The organism is Pseudomonas sp. PAMC 26793, assembly GCF_000313235.1.
Taxonomy (GTDB): Bacteria; Pseudomonadota; Gammaproteobacteria; order Pseudomonadales; family Pseudomonadaceae; genus Aquipseudomonas; species Aquipseudomonas yamanorum.
In genome coordinates this window covers 103,990-122,371 of sequence record NZ_AMXG01000026.1, presented here as the reverse complement: position 1 = coordinate 122,371, position 18,382 = coordinate 103,990, and the positions used below count along the sequence as shown (strand labels likewise).

At 60.7% G+C, this 18,382-nt stretch carries 17 protein-coding genes; 7 read left to right on the top strand and 10 right to left on the bottom strand.

The annotated features are described in order from the left end of the window. Positions 1-22 precede the first annotated feature (22 nt). Together D109_RS0110845 and ercA are read right to left on the bottom strand one after the other, a co-directional pair. Positions 23-1,393 (bottom strand): hybrid sensor histidine kinase/response regulator, encoded by a 1,371-nt coding sequence (locus D109_RS0110845; RefSeq protein WP_017476906.1) that lies wholly within the window; start codon positions 1,391-1,393, stop codon positions 23-25. After that, complete coding sequence (gene ercA, locus D109_RS0110840) at positions 1,377-2,540, bottom strand: alcohol dehydrogenase-like regulatory protein ErcA (protein ID WP_003207798.1); 1,164 nt, start codon at positions 2,538-2,540, stop codon at positions 1,377-1,379. The genes D109_RS0110845 and ercA overlap by 17 nt, the downstream gene beginning before the upstream one ends. Before the next feature lie 237 nt (positions 2,541-2,777). On the opposite strand from ercA, the gene D109_RS0110835 reads away from it, so the two are divergent. After that, positions 2,778-3,443, top strand: a complete 666-nt coding sequence (locus tag D109_RS0110835; protein ID WP_017476905.1) for a response regulator transcription factor — start codon at positions 2,778-2,780, stop codon at positions 3,441-3,443. 38 nt (positions 3,444-3,481) lie between these two features. Here the strand turns inward: D109_RS0110835 and D109_RS0110830 are convergent, their stop codons facing one another. From D109_RS0110830 to D109_RS0110820, 3 genes are read right to left on the bottom strand one after another with little or no spacing between them, the layout of a single operon-like run. Further along, a complete protein-coding gene (locus D109_RS0110830) occupies positions 3,482-4,297 on the bottom strand; it encodes a sulfite exporter TauE/SafE family protein (RefSeq protein ID WP_017476904.1) in 816 nt (271 codons plus the stop codon). A 9-nt stretch (positions 4,298-4,306) separates the two neighbouring features. Next, positions 4,307-5,551: an FAD/NAD(P)-binding oxidoreductase gene (locus tag D109_RS0110825; RefSeq protein ID WP_017476903.1), complete on the bottom strand. Its 1,245-nt coding sequence runs from the start codon at positions 5,549-5,551 to the stop codon at positions 4,307-4,309. Between the two features lie 52 nt (positions 5,552-5,603). Further along, positions 5,604-5,939 carry a helix-turn-helix transcriptional regulator gene (locus D109_RS0110820; protein WP_010166774.1) on the bottom strand — a complete coding sequence of 112 codons (336 nt, stop codon included), beginning with the start codon at positions 5,937-5,939 and terminating at the stop codon, positions 5,604-5,606. Positions 5,940-6,025: 86 nt separating this feature from the next. Here D109_RS0110820 and D109_RS0110815 point away from each other — a divergent pair, with 86 nt between their 5' ends. Beyond that, the gene (locus D109_RS0110815) at positions 6,026-6,889 is read left to right on the top strand and encodes an MBL fold metallo-hydrolase (protein ID WP_017476902.1); all 864 of its coding nucleotides are present in this window, start codon (positions 6,026-6,028) and stop codon (positions 6,887-6,889) included. Between the two features lie 7 nt (positions 6,890-6,896). On the opposite strand, the gene D109_RS0110810 is transcribed toward D109_RS0110815, so the two are convergent. From D109_RS0110810 to D109_RS0110795, 4 genes are all read right to left on the bottom strand, one after another. Then, on the bottom strand, positions 6,897-8,120 hold the full coding sequence (locus D109_RS0110810) for an HD-GYP domain-containing protein (protein WP_017476901.1): 1,224 nt from the start codon (positions 8,118-8,120) through the stop codon (positions 6,897-6,899). 32 nt (positions 8,121-8,152) lie between these two features. Next, complete coding sequence (locus D109_RS0110805; protein ID WP_032868446.1) at positions 8,153-9,778, bottom strand: methyl-accepting chemotaxis protein; 1,626 nt, start codon at positions 9,776-9,778, stop codon at positions 8,153-8,155. A gap of 178 nt (positions 9,779-9,956) precedes the next feature. Then, complete coding sequence (locus D109_RS0110800) at positions 9,957-10,184, bottom strand: hypothetical protein (RefSeq protein WP_017476899.1); 228 nt, start codon at positions 10,182-10,184, stop codon at positions 9,957-9,959. 124 nt (positions 10,185-10,308) lie between these two features. Then, entirely contained in the window at positions 10,309-10,791 is a 483-nt protein-coding gene (locus D109_RS0110795; protein WP_017476898.1) for an Lrp/AsnC family transcriptional regulator, read from the bottom strand. 195 nt (positions 10,792-10,986) lie between these two features. Between D109_RS0110795 and D109_RS0110790 the strand changes: the two genes are divergently transcribed. From D109_RS0110790 to D109_RS0110770, 5 genes are all read left to right on the top strand, one after another. Next, complete coding sequence (locus D109_RS0110790) at positions 10,987-12,222, top strand: 3-methyl-2-oxobutanoate dehydrogenase (2-methylpropanoyl-transferring) subunit alpha (RefSeq protein ID WP_017476897.1); 1,236 nt, start codon at positions 10,987-10,989, stop codon at positions 12,220-12,222. Between the two features lies 1 nt (position 12,223). Beyond that, positions 12,224-13,282, top strand: a complete 1,059-nt coding sequence (locus D109_RS0110785; RefSeq protein ID WP_010166768.1) for an alpha-ketoacid dehydrogenase subunit beta — start codon at positions 12,224-12,226, stop codon at positions 13,280-13,282. Beyond that, the gene (locus D109_RS0110780; RefSeq protein WP_017476896.1) at positions 13,283-14,566 is read left to right on the top strand and encodes a dihydrolipoamide acetyltransferase family protein; all 1,284 of its coding nucleotides are present in this window, start codon (positions 13,283-13,285) and stop codon (positions 14,564-14,566) included. Between the two features lie 3 nt (positions 14,567-14,569). After that, positions 14,570-15,949 (top strand): dihydrolipoyl dehydrogenase, encoded by a 1,380-nt coding sequence (gene lpdA, locus D109_RS0110775; RefSeq protein ID WP_017476895.1) that lies wholly within the window; start codon positions 14,570-14,572, stop codon positions 15,947-15,949. A 195-nt stretch (positions 15,950-16,144) separates the two neighbouring features. Beyond that, positions 16,145-17,164, top strand: a complete 1,020-nt coding sequence (locus D109_RS0110770; protein ID WP_003212864.1) for a branched-chain amino acid aminotransferase — start codon at positions 16,145-16,147, stop codon at positions 17,162-17,164. Between the two features lie 139 nt (positions 17,165-17,303). Here D109_RS0110770 and D109_RS1000000132755 read toward each other — a convergent pair whose 3' ends face one another. Then, a complete protein-coding gene (locus tag D109_RS1000000132755) occupies positions 17,304-18,200 on the bottom strand; it encodes a GNAT family acetyltransferase (protein WP_017476894.1) in 897 nt (298 codons plus the stop codon). Positions 18,201-18,382: the final 182 nt, after the last annotated feature.

Genomic DNA, 18,382 nt, shown 5'->3' with positions numbered 1-18,382 from the left:
GGTGTTGACGGGTATCAAGTGGCTAGGCCAATAACTGGGTCAACACCGCCCGCAACTTGCCGGGCTTGACCGGTTTGTTGAGCAATGGCGCGTCCAGCCGCTGCAAGGCACGGCGGCATTGGTCGGTGCGGTCGGCGGTGATAATCACTGCCGGGATCCTGCGGCCAAAATGCTCGCGCAACTGGTGCACAACCTCACTGCCCACCACGCCATGGTCCAGGTGATAGTCGGCGAGAATCAGCTCCGGTGCCCTGCCCTGCAACGCAAGCAGTGCGCCGGCCTGATCGGTCGCAGTGACCACCTCGCAACCCCACTGCCCAAGCAGCGCGCTCATGCTGTCGAGGATGCTGACTTCGTTATCCAGCACCAGCAGGCGGCACCCCGGCAGCGGGTTGCCGGTGCTCGGTTGCGCGGCCACCACGCCGATGGGCAGCGGCATGTCCTCGCTGATGGGGACTTCGATGCTGAACATCGAACCGCGCCCCGGCCACGAACGCACCGCCACCGGATAACCGAGGACCTCGGCGATACGCTCGACAATCGCCAACCCCAGTCCCACTCCCTTGCGGTCGGCGGCGCGACCCACGTCCAGTTGATTGAACTCCAGGAAGATGGCGTCCAGACGGTCCGCCGCAATTCCGCGCCCGGTGTCCCACACCTCCAGGCGCAACCGCTCACCCCGGCGGCGGGCGCCCAGCAGGATGGTGCCCGCGCTGGTGTAACGGCAGGCGTTGCTGAGGAAGTTGCGCAGAATCCGCGTCACCAGCCGCAGGTCGGTGTTGATTGCGTAACGACCTGTATGCGCCCGCAGGTTCAGCCCGGACGCCGCGGCCACCGACTGGAACTCCGAGACCAAGGGTGCGAACAGTTCGTCGAGACGGTACAGGGCTATGTCCGGCTTGACCGCCGCTTGATCGAGCCGGGAAATGTCCAGCAGGTCGGTGAGCAAATCCTCGGCGCCCTCCAAGGCCTGGTGGGTGCGCTCCACCAACACGTGTTCGACGCTGGGCAAGTGGCGCTCGCGCAGGGTTGAAATCAGCAACCGCGCGGCGTTGAGGGGTTGCAGCAGGTCATGACTGGCGGCGGCAAGGTATTTGTCCTTGCTGCGGTTGGCGGCCTGGGCGGCATCCCGGGCATCGCGCAGGTCCTGTTCGATCTTCTCGCGCTGGGCGATTTGCTGTTGCAGGTTGCGGTTGGCTTCCAGCAACTCGTCAGTACGCGCCGCGACCCGCTGCTCCAATTCGTCGTTGAGGCGGATGTAGCGTTTGCGCTCGGCTTCCAGCTCGTCGAGGCGCGCGGTCAGTTCGGGGTAATGGCTCTTGCGCGCCGAGTGGTTGCCCAGCCCCAGCAGCCCGGCGAGTGCCCGTTGCTGATCGTCAGAGAGCTTCGCCATAGACGACCTCGACATCACGCTGGCTGGATTCACGCGGGTTGGTGAGGATGCACGGGTCGTGCATGGCGTGCTGCGACAGAAAGGGAATATCCGCCACTCGAATCCCATGCAGGCCGAGGGTTTCGTGGAAGCCGATCGCATGCTTCAAAGCGATCAAATGGTCCACCAGCCGGCCGCAGATTTGCCGGTGGTTGAGGCCCCGGCAATCAATGCCGAAGGTCTCGGCAATCACCTTGAAACGCTCCGGCGCCGCGCTGTAGTTGAACGCCACCACATGTTCCACCAGCACCGCGTTGCACAGGCCATGGGGCAGGTCGAGAAAGCCGCCAAGGCTGTGGGACATGGCATGCACCGCGCCGAGGATCGCGTTGGAAAACGCCAGCCCGGCCTGCATGCTGCCCAGCATGATTTTCTCCCGCAGGGCGATGTCGCCGGGGTTGGCGATCATCTGCACCAGGTTGCCATTGATCAGACGCATGGCCTCCAGCGCGTGGGGATCGGTCAACGGGCCGTGGCCGGTGGACACGAAGGCCTCGATGGCATGCACCAACGCATCGATGCCGGTACAGGCCGAGAGAAACGGGTCCATGCTCGCCGTGGTTTCCGGGTCGATCAGTGAGACATCGGGCACCACCGCCTTGCTGACGATGGAGAACTTCATGCGCTCCTGCTGGTTGGAAATGATCACGAACTGTGAGACATCCGCCGAGGAGCCAGCCGTGGTCGGGATCAGGATCAGCGGCGGGCTCGGCACGCGGATGGTGTCGACGCCTTCGAAGTCGAGGATGCTGCAGCCATGGGCGACCACGATGCCGATGGCCTTGCCGCAGTCCATCGGGCTGCCGCCGCCGACGGCGACGATCACGTCGCAATGGTTTTCACGGTAGACCTCGGCGCCGAGCATCACCTCTTCAACCCGAGGGTTGGGCGAAACGGCGGTGTACAGGCAGTAGTCGATGCCGATGGCTTGCAGGCTGGCCTCGACATCGGCCACCCAGCCCACAGCAACCACGCCGGGATCGCTGACCACCAGCACCTTGCGCGCGCCAAAGGTCTTGGCGTAGTTGCCTACGTTGTGCCGGCAGCCGGCGCCAAAGATGATTTCAGGGGAAACGAATTTACGCAGGAGACTCAGGTTCGGGCTCATTGGTAAGCCTGTTTTTATTATTCTGGAAGATGCGCTCCACACTAACCCATCCGGCACTGAATGCAATCAGACCAATGGGTAGCCCTGGAACCGCGACGCACGGCACGATCTACTACTTTGGTACTGATTCCCCTCTCTATCGTCGCATTCCCAAGGGATCGAGACTGGCATGTAATGGGCCCATGCGCGTATGGATTGGACCTGCTTGAATACGCAAAAATAATAAGGTGAACGTCCATGTACAAAATTCTGATTGCCGACGACCACCCACTGTTTCGCGAAGCGATCCACAGCGTCATCAGCGACGGGTTCCCGGGCAGCGAAGTGATGGAAACCGGCGACCTGGACAGCGCCCTGGCCCTGAGCCAGGAGCACGACGACCTGGATCTGATCCTGCTGGACCTGAACATGCCGGGCATGCACGGCCTCAATGGCCTGATCAACCTGCGCAACGAGTCGCCGACGATTCCGGTGGTGATCGTGTCTGCCGAGCAGGACAAGCAGGTCGTGCTGCAAGCCATCACCTATGGCGCGGTGGGGTTTATCACCAAGTCCTCGCCCAGGCTGCAGATGACCGAGGCGATCCAACAGATTCTCAACGGCAATGTGTATTTACCGCCGGACATTATTCGCAGCCAGAAAATCGGCGGACAACGGCGCATGAATGAGTGCCTGGGGCTTGCGCCGGAGCTGCTGCAAGCCCTGACCCGCAAGCAATTGCTGGTGCTGGAGCGGATGACCAAGGGCGACTCGAACAAGCAAATTGCCTATAGCCTGGAGATTGCCGAGACCACGGTGAAGGCCCATGTCTCGGCGATCCTGCGCAAATTGAATGTGCACAATCGGGTGCAGGCGATTCTCAGTGCCGGGGACATCGACTTCGGCGCCTACCTGCGGCGCTGATACCGCAATACCCGCAGGAGCGGGAGGTAGCCCGCATTTCAAGGCACCTGAATGAGGGCCCGAAACAGCATGCCCGCCGCCACCAGCACACACAGGGTGGCAAAACCCACCTGCAAGGTGCGCGCCTTGATCACCGAGCACAGGCGCCGCCCCGCCAGCATGCCGACAATGCTCGAACCGATAAACACCCAGCCCATCGGCTCGATACTGACCCCGGCATGAAACGCACCGACCACGCCGATCAACGAGATCAGGCTGATCACCATCAGCGAGGTGGCGACGATGCCGCGCATCTGTACATCGGTCAGTTGCTTGAACGCCGGCACGATCAGAAAGCCACCGCCCACCCCGAGCAAGCCCGAGACCGCACCGGTCACTGCCCCCAGGGCCGCCAGGGTGGCGGTGCATTTGGCGGTCCAGGAAAAGCGTCCGGTCTGTTGATCGAGCATGCAGTTCTTCTGGCCCCACGACGCGGTGCCGTGGTCGCTCGGCCCGGTCTCAAGCTTCTCCCGTTGCAGCATGCGCCAAGCCACCAGCACCATCAGCGCGCTGAACAGGCCCATCAGGACGTTCTCCGACATCTGGTGGGCGAAGAATACCCCCAGCGGCGAAAACAGCGCGCCAAGCAGCGCAATCAGCAGCGCCGCGCGGTAACGCACCAGGCCATGGCGCAAGCCATCGATAGCCCCCACGGCGGCGGCGGCACCCACCGCGAACAACGACACGGGTGCGGCCTGGGTCATGGTCAAACCCAATCCCAATACCAACGCCGGGACGCCCAGAATGCCGCCCCCGGCGCCGGTCAGGCCCATGACCAACCCCATCAACACGCCCAGAAAACTTGCCAGCAGCATAGGGTTGCCTCAATCCACCTTGGCCAGACGGGTCAGCCACTCGCGGCCCTTGAGCATGCCGTTCCAGTAGAACCACGGCAGGAAGCTCGCCTTGAGGAACCACGCCGAACGCCGCGCCACGGTCGGGTCGAGGGGAAAGGTCGGCAGCAGCTTGCCGCCATAGCCGAACTCGGCCAGTACCACCTTGCCCTTCTCCACGGTCAGCGGGCAGGAGCCATAGCCGTCGTACTTGAGGGGCAATGGCGCCTGTTTGCGCAGGGCCAGCAGGTTTTCCGCCACCACCACGATCTGCTTGCGCACGGCCGCTGCGGTCTTGGCGTTGGTGGTGGAGCACACATCGCCCAGGCCGAAGATGTGCGGGTAGCGCAGGTGTTGCAGGCTCTGGGGATTGACTTCGCACCAGCCGGCGGCGTCGGCCAAAGAGCTTTGGCGGATGAAGTCCGGGGAGACCTGCGGCGGGACGACGTGCAGCAGGTCGAAGGTTTTCTCTTCGACGCGCACATTGCCTTCGGCGTCCTTGATCTCGAACCAGGCCTTGCGCGCGGGGCCGTCGACCTTGATCAGGTTGGAGTTGAACGCCAGTTGCGCGGCGTACTTTTCAACGTACTTCATCAGTGGCGGGACGAAGGTCGCCACGCCAAACAAGGCGGCACCGGCCAGGTTGAATTCGACCTTGATGTTTTTCAGGTCACCCTGCTTGAGCCAGTGATCGCACGACAGGTACATGGCCTTTTGCGGGGCGCCGGCGCATTTGATCGGCATGGCCGGCTGGGTAAAGATCGCCTTGCCATGCTTGAGTTGCTGCACCAGCTGCCAGGTGTAGGCGGCGTGCTCGTAGCTGTAGTTGGACGTAACGCCATGCTGGCCAAGGGTCTCTGGCAAGCCTTCGATTTTTTCCCAGGCCAGGCGCAGGCCCGGGCATACGATCAGGTTTTTCCAGGTAACGCGCTGGCCGCTGTCGAGCACCAGGGTTTGCTCGTCAGGCAGTAATTCGCTGACGGCCGCCTGGATCCAGGTGACGCCGTTGGGCAGCACGTCGGCCATGGGGCGTACGGTCTTCTTGATGTCATAGGCGCCGCCGCCCACCAGGGTCCAGGCCGGTTGGTAGTAGTGGTGGTCGCGGGGTTCGATCAGGATGATATTCAGGTGCGGGTCGCGCTTGAGCAGGCTGGCCAGCAGGCCGATGCCTGCCGAGCCGCCACCGATGACAACGATATCGCCACTGATGGTAGGTCCCCAGTGTTGGTCGTTCATGGTCTATGGCCTTTCTTTTAAAAGTGCACACAAGGGTCGTTGCCGTACGGCGTCACGCCCAGCTTTTTATCACGGCGCCGCAATACAGCCCGGACAGCGTCTTCATCACTTGAATCACTTCATGGCTGGCCAGCCCGTAGAAAATGTATTTGCCTTCCCGACGGGTGGCCACCAGCCCTTCGTCCCGCAGGATGCCCAGCTGTTGCGACAGGGTTGGCTGGCGCACGCCGGTCATGGTTTCCAGCTCGCCGACGTTGCGTTCACCCTGGGTCAACTGGCAGAGAATCAACAGCCGGTCTTCATTGGCCAGGGCCTTGAGCAAGGCGCAGGCCTTGGACGCGGAAGCACGCAATTGCGCGACTTCGCCTTCACTCAGGTTCGATTCCATTTGCGTGGGGCTCTCTCTGTCACTTAAGCTCAAAACATTATGTGTAAACGTAAAGTGATTGTAACTACTTATTTGGGACAACCGTCATGCCAGCGTTGATTCAATCCTTTCTGGACGAGGCGTCGTCGACCTACACCTACGTCGTCTATGAAACGGACGGTGGCCCGTGCGCCATCGTTGATTCGGTGCTCAATTACGACCCGGCCTCCGGACGCACCGGCACTGGCCAGGCGGACAAGGTGGTCGCGTTTGTGCGCGAGCATGGCTTGCAGGTGCAGTGGTTGCTGGAAACCCATGCCCATGCGGATCACTTGTCGGCGGCGCCGTATTTGCGTCGGCAGCTGGGGGGCAAGATCGCGATTGGCGAGTCCATCAGCAAGGTACAGGGGGTGTTCAAGAACCTGTTCAACCTGGAGCCGGAGTTTCGGGTGGACGGGTCGCAGTTCGACCACCTGTTTGCGCCGGATGAGGTATTTCACATCGGCAACCTGAAGGCCCAGGCGCTGCACGTGCCGGGGCATACACCGGCGGACATGGCGTACCTGATCGATGACCAGTTGATTCTGGTGGGTGACACGCTGTTCATGCCGGATGTGGGCACGGCGCGCTGCGATTTTCCCGGTGGCGATGCGCGCCAGCTGTATGCGTCGATGCGCACGTTGTTGGCGTTCCCGCCGCAGACCCGGTTGTACGTGTGCCATGACTACCCGCCTGAGGGACGCGCCGCCAAGTGCCTGACCACAGTGGCTGAGCAACGGGCGGGGAATATTCATGTGCATGACGGGGTGGATGAGGCGGCGTTTGTCGAAATGCGCACCACTCGGGATGCCGGGTTGGGCATGCCGACGCTGTTGCTGCCGGCGATCCAGGTGAATGTGCGGGCCGGGGTGATGCCGCCGGCGGAGGACAATGGCGTGGTGTATCTGAAGATCCCGTTGAACCAGCTCTGACGGCGACCTAGTCGAAATGAGACGCCTTGGAGTGCGCCAGGCCTGACCAGAACGCGTCGATATCCTTGAATCCCCACTCTTCAGCAGTCTCGCGGCCGACAATCTTGTCGTGCTGTTCGGCCAGGTTCACCACGGCCTGAATGATCGGCAGCCGCGAGCGCGCCGAAAAGAACACTTTGACGACCGGCGCCAGCAAGGACTTGGGGTTTTGATCGATCACCACCCCGATCCGCCCACTTTCCAGGCGAACCAATGCGCCTACCGGGTAAATCCCCACGCACCGGACAAACGCCTGGAAGACTCGCCCATCAAAATGGCCTTTCCATTCCGCCATTTTCTGAATCGCCTCAGCCGGCCCCCAAGCCTGCTTGTAGGAGCGCTGCGACGTTATCGCATCGTAGACATCACACACCGCCCCCATCTGCGCGAACAGGCTGATCTGGCCCTGGACCAGCCCATGAGGATAGCCGTTGCCGTCACATTTTTCGTGGTGATGCAAACACACATCCAACACCAACGCGCTGATGTGCTCGCTGTTGCGTAACAGGTTCGCGCCATCGACGGGATGGTTGCGAACGATACTGAACTCAGCGTCGGTCAACGCTGAGGGCTTGTTCAAGATCGATTCGGGAATCACCATTTTTCCGACATCGTGGAACAGTCCGGCCATCCCCGCCTCCTGCACAAGGGCCGGCGACAAATCCAACTGGCGCGCCAATGAGATCATTAACCCGCACACGGCAACCGAGTGCATGTAGGTGTATTCATCGGCTTTTTTCAAGCGTGCCAGGCTGACCAACGCCTGGGGATGACGCAGCACCGAGAGGGAAATATCCTCCACCAGCCGGGTGACCTGGGCAGGGTCAATCGCCAGACCCATACGCAAATCGCTGAACATCTCGATGATCGCGCGCTTGGCAAAGGCGCAAACCTTTACCGCGCGAGCCACTTCACTTTTCATGTCCACCTGCGGCTCAACCGCGGGGCGTCGTAACTTCGCTGGCGTTTGCGTCGTCGACAGCGTTGGCGCCGGGTCGGCAGGTTTCACATCGCAACCCTTGTCGAGGTCTATCCACACCGCCTCGACCGACGAGGCCTGCAGCCGCTGCAAGTCGTCCGTGCTTAGCAGCAGAAAGTTACTCTTCCAAAAGTCATGGTCGATCCAGGAGCCTTCAAGCTTGTGGATGTACATGCCCAGGGTCGCTTGCCGCGCAGCAATACATTTCAACACACGCCCTCCCCCCTTGCGGACTCATGCGGTGATCAGTTAACGGCAAACTTTGAAACGATCTGCTTGAGGTCCACCGCCAATTTGGAAAGCTCGTGACTGGCAATGGAAGTCTGGCCTGCGGCCGACGAACTCTGGATGGACAAGTCACGAATGCTGATCAGGTTCTGGTCCACGGAGCGCGCCACGTGTGCCTGTTCCTCCGACGCCGTCGCAATCAGCAGGTTTTTTTCATTGATATCGGAGATGGCCTCGGTGATCTGGGTAATGGCCAGGCCTGCTTCATGGGCGATTTTCAAGGAGTCCACCGCTTCGCTGCGGTTCAGCGCCATGGACGACACCGCCTCGCTGGAGCAGGTCTGGATTTTCGCAATCATCTGCTCGATTTCCTGCGTGGACGTTTGCGTGCGATGGGCCAGTGCTCTCACTTCGTCAGCCACTACCGCAAAGCCGCGCCCTTGCTCACCGGCCCTTGCCGCTTCGATGGCCGCGTTCAGTGCGAGCAGATTGGTTTGCTCGGCAATGGAGCGGATGACCTCCACTACCTTCGCAATATCCTGCGCCTGCCTGGCCAAGCCTTCGACCTCCAGCCCGGTCTGCTGCACCGTGGCGCTCAACTTTTCAATCGAGGCAATGGTTTGAGTGACACGCTCCTGGCCGACTTTCGCGGAGCGTTGGGAATCCTGAGTGGACTGAGAGGCTGAAACAGCGTTCCGGGCGACCTCCTCAACGGCGGCAGTCATCTCATTGACCGCCGTCGCCGCCTGATCAGTCTCCATACTCTGGCGTTCAATACCCGCTGTAGACTCACGGGTGATCGAGCTCATTTCTTCCGCCGCCGAGGCCAACTGCCCGGAGGCTTCGGAAATATGCTGCAAGGTAGTTTTCAGGTTCACTTGCATGGCAGCGGTGGATTGCTGCAGCGCCGTCAGTTCATCCTTGCCATTAACGGCAATCGCCACGCGCAGGTCGCCCTTGGCGATCATGGCGGTCGACACGAGAAGCTCACGGACCGGTGTAAGGATGCTGCGGGTAAACAGGCTGGCCACTACGATCGTCAACAGCACTGAAATGATCATCAACCCCCAGGTAAACAGGCGAGTCGCCTTGTACTCGTTGTCGGCGGTTTTCACAACGTCCTGGGCCCCACGCTCGTTTAACGTAATCAGTTCATTGACCGAGTCCTGCACCTTGACGGCTAACGGACCTTGGACATCACGCAGATAATTTCCGAGCTGCTCGGTCGACGCCGTGGCAGAGAGCGCCAGAAACTCGTCGACCTTCTGGTTGTAACTTCGAATACCGCTGAGCACCTGGTCATACAGGATCCGCTCCTCAGGGCTGGACACCAGGGGTGCATAGCGCTCGGCAATCTGGTTCAGTTCTGATCGAACGCTTTGGACTTTATCCCGTGAGCTTTGATCATGCCGGGCGCTGTCTACGGAAAAACGCCGCAACTCCAGGCGCAGCTTATACAGGGCGGAATCGATCCTCCCACCCATCCGGATGCTCGGAAGCCAATTGGCTTCAATCTCGACCGTGGAAGAATAGACCGTATCGACTTTTACCAGCGTCATCCCCCCTTGTATGAGCAGCAGAATGCAAACTACTGCAAAACAAAGAGTGGTACGAAGATTTAATCCCAAGGATCTCATCGACATAGGGATTCACCTTTTTTAGAAAATTAGTTAGGAGGCTTAAGGCTACTAATGTGTTTAGTCGGCTGTGAAAAATATGTGATCGCCATTTATTATTGGCCAGCAAAATAAAATCCGAAGTTTTACGTTAGTTGGCTAACAAACCAAACTCACCCGCCCGAACACCGCGGGATACCTGGAATCAATCGGCCTGGGCCTTTTCATTCATCAGCGAATACATCGCATCACAGGACCGATCACAATTCCTCCCCACGGTTTCCAGATGGCGCATTAACGAAGCTCTGATCTCAGGCGACAAGTCAGTTACTTTTCCGATCAACGCAGCCATATCCTCCAGTGCAGCGACTATGGAGAGCTGAGTTAGATTAAAGTCGTAGAGCGCGCGGCACATTAATTGCTGACTGTCCATGACGTGTCCCGCTATTTAAAAAGAAAGCTTAGCAGGTACTTTGGAGCCCCCCGATAAAACACCAATTTATATTGTCAGGCTTCAATCTTAAAAGACGGCGCGGGCAGCCGCCGTAGACCTCGCGTCAGACCATCAAGCCACCCGGCGGGAGCGGCAGCGCCGTCTTGTAGCGCACTTGCTTGAGCGCGAAGCTCGACCGGATATTCGCCACACCCGGCACCTTGGTCAAAAAATCCATCATGAAGCGCTCCAAAGACTGGATGGTCGGCACCAGCACCCGAATCAAATAGTCGGGATCGCCAGCCATCAGGTAGCACTCCATCACTTCGGGACGATCCGAAATCGCCCCTTCAAATTGCTGCAACGCCAGCTCGTTCTGCTTTTCCAGGCTGACGTGGATGAACACGTTGACGTGCAACCCCAGCAGGTCGGCGTCCAGCAGTGTCACCTGGTCGCGAATCAGCCCTAGTTCCTCCATCGCCTTCACTCGGTTGAAACACGGCGTGGGCGACAGGTTGACCGAGCGGGCCAGGTCGGCGTTGGTGATGCGGGCGTTCTCCTGAAGGGCGTTCAGAATGCCGATATCGATACGGTCCAGTTTGCGCATGAGACAAAACCACCTGTTTATTATGTTTATGCAGTTTTTTTATCCCCAAATGATCTGCAACGCAACGAAACAGAGATAAATATTCTCCTGCCGCGAGCCTATGATTGTTGTAGGACAAGATTTCTTCTACCCGAAGACGGACTGTCAGCTACCGCGCCCACTACAAGAAATTCACAAGATAGAGCGTAGAAAGCCATGACTCAGCAGTATGAACCACTGCGCCTGCACGTCCCTGAACCCTCAGGCCGCCCAGGCTGCAAGACCGACTTTACCTACCTGCGCCTGACTGACGCAGGCACGGTGCGCAAACCCCCAATTGACGTAGAACCCGCCGACACCGCCGACCTGGCCAAGGGCCTGATTCGCGTGCTCGACGATCAGGGCCAGGCCCTCGGCCCGTGGGCCGAAGGCGTGCCGGTGGAGATTCTGCGCAAGGGCATGCGTGCCATGCTCAAGACGCGGATCTTCGACAACCGCATGGTGGTCGCCCAGCGTCAGAAAAAAATGTCGTTCTACATGCAAAGCCTCGGCGAAGAAGCCATCGGCAGCGCCCAAGCCCTGGCCTTGAACATCGACGACATGTGCTTCCCGACCTACCGCCAGCAAAGCATCCTGATGGCCCGCGAAGTGCCGCTGGTGGACCTGATCTGCCAACTGTTGTCCAACGAGCGCGACCCGCTCAAGGGCCGCCAGTTGCCGATCATGTACTCGGTAAAAGACTTCGGCTTCTTCACGATTTCCGGCAACCTCGCCACCCAATTCGTACAGGGCGTGGGCTGGGGCATGGCCTCGGCGATCAAGGGCGATACCAAGATTGCCTCGGCCTGGATCGGCGACGGCGCCACCGCTGAATCCGACTTCCACACCGCCCTCACCTTCGCCCACGTGTACCGGGCGCCCGTCATCCTTAACGTAGTGAACAACCAGTGGGCGATCTCCACCTTCCAGGCCATCGCCGGCGGTGAAGCCACGACCTTTGCCGGACGCGGCGTAGGTTGCGGCATCGCCTCCCTGCGGGTGGACGGCAACGACTTTGTCGCGGTGTACGCCGCCTCCGCCTGGGCCGCCGAACGTGCCCGCCGCAACCTGGGGCCAACCCTGATCGAGTGGGTGACCTACCGTGCCGGCCCGCACTCCACTTCCGATGACCCGTCCAAATACCGTCCCGCCGACGACTGGAGCCACTTCCCGCTGGGCGACCCGATTGCCCGCCTCAAGCAGCACCTGATGCGCATCAACCAGTGGTCCGAAGAGGAACATGCGGCGGTCAGTGCGGAGCTTGAAGCCGAAGTGATCAAGGCCCAGAAAGAAGCCGAACAGTACGGCACCCTGGCCGGTGGCCAGATTCCAAGCGCCGCGACCATGTTCGAAGACGTTTATAAAGAGATGCCGGAGCACTTGAAGCGCCAGCGTCAAGAGTTGGGGATCTGACATGAACGATCACAACAACAATATCCAGCTGGAAACCGCCATGACCACCACGACCATGACCATGATCCAGGCCTTGCGCTCGGCCATGGATGTGATGCTTGAGCGAGACGACAATGTGGTGGTGTTCGGCCAGGACGTCGGTTACTTCGGCGGCGTGTTCCGTTGCACCGAAGGCTTGCAGAACAAGTACGGTACCTCGCGGGTGTTCGACGCGCCGATCTCCGAAAGCGGAATCGTCGGCGTGGCGGTCGGCATGGGCGCCTATGGTCTGCGGCCGGTGGCCGAGATTCAGTTCGCCGACTACGTGTACCCCGCCACCGACCAGATCATTTCCGAAGCGGCCCGCCTGCGTTATCGCTCGGCCGGCCAGTTCACTGCACCGCTGACCATGCGCATGCCGTGCGGCGGCGGCATCTACGGCGGCCAGACCCACAGCCAGAGTATTGAAGCGGTGTTCACCCAGGTCTGCGGCCTGCGCACGGTGATGCCGTCCAACCCGTACGACGCCAAGGGCCTGCTGATCGCTTCCATCGAAAACGATGACCCGGTGATCTTCCTCGAACCCAAGCGCCTGTATAACGGCCCGTTCGACGGCCACCACGACCGCCCGGTAACCCCGTGGTCGAAGCACCCGCAAGCGCAAGTGCCGGACGGTTACTACACCGTGCCGCTGGACGTGGCCGCCATTGCCCGCCCGGGCAAGGATGTGACTATCCTCACCTACGGCACCACCGTATATGTGTCGCAAGTTGCCGCTGAAGAAACCGGCATCGATGCCGAAGTCATCGACCTGCGCAGCCTCTGGCCGCTGGACCTGGAAACCATCGTCAACTCCGTGAAAAAAACCCGTCGCTGCGTGATCGTTCACGAAGCCACCCGTACCTGCGGGTTCGGCGCCGAGCTGGTGGCGCTGGTGCAGGAGCATTGCTTCCACTACCTGGAAGCGCCGATCGAGCGCGTCACCGGTTGGGACACCCCCTACCCGCACGCGCAAGAGTGGGCGTATTTCCCTGGCCCGACCCGAGTGGGCGCGGCTTTGCATCGGGTTATGGAGGTCTGAATGGGCACGCACGTTATCAAGATGCCGGACATCGGCGAAGGCATCGCAGAAGTTGAATTGTCGGCGTGGCACGTCAAGGTCGGCGACCTGGTAGTAGAAGACCAGGTGCTGGCGGACGTGATGACCGACAAGGCCATGGTGGACATTCCTTCGCCGGTGCACGGCAAGGTGATTTCCCTCGGCGGCGAGCCGGGGGAAGTCATGGCGGTGGGCAGTATTTTGATCAGTATCGAGGTGGAAGGCGCGGGCAATACCAAGGAGTCGGCGCTGTCGGCGGTGGTTGAAAAGGTCGCGCCAACATCTGCTCCGGCACCGAAAGTCGAAGCCAGGGCCGCACCCGTGGTTGAAACCAAACCTGCCGCCAACCCTGCGGTGGCGGTTGCGCAAGCGCCCGTGGCCCGCGAGGCCGATGACCGCCCGCTGGCCTCCCCGGCCGTGCGCAAACATGCGCTGGATGCTGGCATCCAGCTACGACTGGTCCAGGGCTCCGGCCCGGCCGGCCGGATTCTGCATGAAGATCTGGACGCTTACTTGCTCCAGGGTCCGGCGAAAAATTCCGGTGCCTCCAACCCGTACGCCGAACGCAACGACGAGCAGCAAATTCCGGTGATCGGCATGCGCCGCAAGATCGCCCAGCGCATGCAGGACGCCACCCGGCGTGCCGCGCATTTCAGCTACGTCGAAGAAATCGACGTCACCGCCCTCGACGAGTTGCGCGTGCACCTCAACGAGAAACACGGCGCCACCCGGGGCAAGCTGACGCTGTTGCCGTTTCTGGTGCGGGCGATGGTCGTCGCATTGCGCGACTACCCGCAGATCAACGCGCGTTATGACGACGAAGCCCAGGTCATCACCCGCCTCGGCGCGGTGCATGTGGGCGTCGCCACCCAGAGCGATGTCGGCCTGATGGTGCCGGTGGTACGTCACGCCGAAGCCCGCGACCTGTGGGGCACGGCGCAAGAGATCAATCGGTTGGCGAATGCGGCGCGCAATGGCAAGGCCAGTCGCGATGAGCTGTCGGGTTCGAGCATTACCCTGACCAGCCTGGGCGCATTGGGCGGGATCGTCAGCACGCCGGTGCTGAACCTGCCGGAAGTGGCCATCGTCGGGGTCAACCGCATTGTCGAGCGGCCGATGGTGATCAAGGGCCAGATCGTAATCCGCAAGATGATGAACCTCTCCAGCTCCTTCGATCACCGGGTGGTCGATGGCATGGACGCGGCGCAATTCATCCAGGCCATTCGTGGCCTGCTCGAACAACCCGCCAGCCTGTTCCTGGAGTAACCCATGTCTCAAACATTGCACACCACGCTACTGATTATCGGCGGCGGGCCTGGCGGTTACGTGGCAGCGATTCGCGCCGGCCAACTGGGCATCCCGACCATTCTGGTGGAAGGCCAGGCGTTGGGCGGCACCTGCCTGAATATCGGCTGTATTCCGTCGAAGGCGCTGATCCATGTCGCCGAACAGTTCCAGCAAACCGTGCACCACAGCCAGGGCTCACCGCTGGGCATCGACGTCGATGTGCCGACCCTGGACATCGGCAAAAGCGTGGAATGGAAAGACGGCATCGTTGACCGCCTGACCACCGGCGTTGCCGCGCTGCTGAAAAAACACAAGGTCCAAGTCATTCATGGCTGGGCCAAGGTTATCGATGGCAAGACCGTCGACGTCGGCGACCAGCGCATCCAGTGCGAACACCTGCTGCTGGCCACCGGCTCGAAAAGTGTCAACTTGCCGATGCTGCCGATTGGCGGGCCGATCATCTCCTCCACCGAAGCCCTGGCGCCGAAACGCATCCCTAAACGCTTGATCGTGGTGGGTGGCGGCTACATTGGCCTGGAGCTGGGGATTGCCTATCGCAAGCTTGGTGCCGAGGTCAGTGTGGTTGAGGCTCAGGACCGGATCCTGCCGGCCTACGACGCCGAACTGACCCAACCGGTGGCCGAATCCCTTAAGCAACTGGGGGTGAAGGTGTTCCTGAAACACAGCGTCACCGGTTTTGAGAACAATACCCTCCAAGTGCGCGACCCCAGCGGCGAGACGCTGTCGCTGGAAACCGACCAGGTGTTGGTTGCCGTTGGTCGCAAACCCAATACCCAGGGCTGGAACCTTGAAGCCTTGAACCTGGACATGAACGGCTCGGCGATCAAGATCGACAGCCGTTGCCAGACCAGCATGCGCAACGTGTGGGCCATCGGCGACCTCAGCGGTGAACCGATGCTCGCTCACCGCGCCATGGCCCAGGGCGAAATGGTGGCCGAACTGATCAGCGGTAAATCCCGCGAATTCAACCCGGCCGCAATCCCGGCGGTGTGCTTCACCGACCCGGAACTGGTGGTGGTCGGCAAGACCCCGGACGAGGCCAAGGCCGCCGGGCTGGACTGCATCGTGTCGAGCTTCCCGTTCGCCGCCAATGGCCGGGCCATGACCCTGGAGTCAAAAACCGGCTTCGTGCGGGTAGTGGCGCGCCGCGACAATCACCTGATCGTGGGCTGGCAGGCGGTGGGCGTGGGCGTCTCGGAATTGTCCACGGCCTTCGGCCTGAGCCTGGAAATGGGATCACGCCTGGAAGACGTGGCGGGCACCATCCACGCCCACCCGACCCTCGGCGAAGCGGTACAGGAAGCGGCGCTGCGGGCCCTGGGGCATGCATTGCATCTATAAAAGGGCGAAGTTCAAATGTGGGAGCGGGCTTGCTCGCGAAAGCGGTGAATCAGCACCGAATGCATCGAATGACACGCCGCATTCGCGAGCAAGCCCGCTCCCACACAAGCCAAGAATGAAGTATTGTTGCGCCCATCCAGAAATAAACCATAAGCCTGCCTTCGACCAGGCGGTTGACAAAAGATAGAGGGTGTCATGGGTAACGAAAGCATCAATTGGGACAAGCTGGGTTTTGACTACATCAAGACCGACAAGCGTTTCCTCCAGACCTGGAAAGACGGCGAGTGGCAAAAAGGCACCCTGACCGACGACAACGTGCTGCACATCAGCGAGGGCTCCACCGCCCTGCACTACGGCCAGCAATGCTTTGAAGGCCTCAAGGCCTACCGCTGCAAGGACGGTTCGATCAACCTGTTCCGTCCGGACCAGAACGCCGCGCGCATGCAGCGCAGCTGTGGTCGCCTGCTGATGCCACAAGTGCCGACCGACGCCTTTATCGAAGCCTGCAAGGAAGTGGTCCGCGCCAACGAGCGGTTCATCCCGCCGTACGGCACCGGCGGCGCGCTGTACCTGCGCCCGTTCGTGATCGGCACCGGTGACAACATCGGCGTGCGTACCGCGCCGGAGTTCATCTTCTCGATCTTCTGCATCCCGGTGGGCGCCTACTTCAAGGGCGGCCTGACCCCGCACAACTTCCTGATCTCCGGTTACGACCGTGCAGCGCCCAACGGCACCGGCGCAGCCAAGGTCGGTGGCAACTACGCCGCCAGCCTGATGCCCGGTTCCCTGGCGAAAAAAGCCAACTTCGCCGACTGCATCTACCTCGACCCGGCCACCCACTCGAAAATCGAAGAAGTCGGCTCGGCCAACTTCTTCGGGATCACCCACGACAACAAGTTCGTCACCCCGAACTCGCCGTCGGTGTTGCCAGGCATCACCCGCCTGTCGCTGATCGAACTGGCCAAATCCCGCCTGGGCCTGGAAGTGGTTGAAGGCGACGTGCTGATCGACAAGCTGTCGGACTTCAAGGAAGCCGGCGCCTGCGGTACCGCCGCCGTGATCACCCCGATCGGCGGCATCGAGTACAAAGACAAGCTGCACGTGTTCTACAGCGAAAAAGAAGTCGGCCCGGTCACCCAGAAGCTCTACAAAGAGCTGACTGGCGTGCAGTCCGGCGACGTTGAAGCGCCTGAGGGTTGGATCGTCAAGGTCTAAGCAACACTGCAAAACCAAACTGTGGGAGCGGGCTTGCTCGCGAATACGGAGTGTCAGTCGACAGATTTATTGACTGATCCACCGCATTCGCGAGCAAGCCCGCTCCCACATTTGATTTCAGCGTGTGGAAAACCGAAGTTCAGACTTTATCCATCGGGATGTTTTCCAGGATCTTCTTGCCCATGCTGATCCGCGGCTCAGCGCCATAACCCAACGCCTCATAAAACCCCATCACCGCATCATTGCCGCTGGTGATCTGCAAGTTGATCTTCATGCAGCCCAACGCCGTCAGCGCCTGCTCCGCATGCCGCACCAGCGAAGCGCCCAGGCCCTGGCGGCGATAATCATTATGCACCGCCACCGAATACAGCCAGCCACGATGTCCGTCGTAGCCGGCGAGAATGGTGCCGATCACCACCTTTTTGTCGGTGGCCACGAAGAACAACCCATCGTTGACCGCCAGCTTCTTGTCGATCGCCAAGCCCGGCAGGTTGTGCGCCGCGTCATAACCAAATACCGCCTGCCATAGCGCTACCACCTGCGCCCGATGCGCACGGTCCCGATAGGCGCCGATGGGATGACGGGATGACAACCCCTTCTCCATCACCAGCGTGCGCTCATTGCCATGGTAGACATCGCGCACCGTGTGGAACCCCAGCTTGGTGTAGAACGGCTCGGCCGTGAGCGAAGATGGCACATGCAGCGTGGTCACTCCCGCTTCCCGGGCGCGCAACTCGAGTTCAATCATCAGCAGGCGCCCGATGCCCTGCCCTTGCAGCGCCGGATTGACGAACACCGAACGCACCACATTGCCATCGAGGGCCGCTGTCGCGACGATGACTTTATCTTGCGTCGCCACCAGCACCGTTCGGCGAGCGAGCAACCCCAGCACCGCCTCGGGGGTAAAGTTGCTCGCCACCCGCGCAATCACATCAGCCGGATAATCCCGGGCATTGCTGTCATGCAGGGCCGCCAGAATGACCTGGCTGATGCCCTCGGCATCGGTGGGTTGGGCGAGACGAACTTCAGTGGGCATGGTTTCTCCATCCAGACAAAAATACCTCAGGCAACACAATACCAATGTGGGAGCGGGCTTGCTCGCGAAGGCGGTGTATCAGCCACCGAATTTATTAACTGACCCACCGCTTTCGCGAGCAAGCCCGCTCCCTCATTTTGATCTCCACTCACCTCCACAGCCGATTCGGCTGCACCACCCCA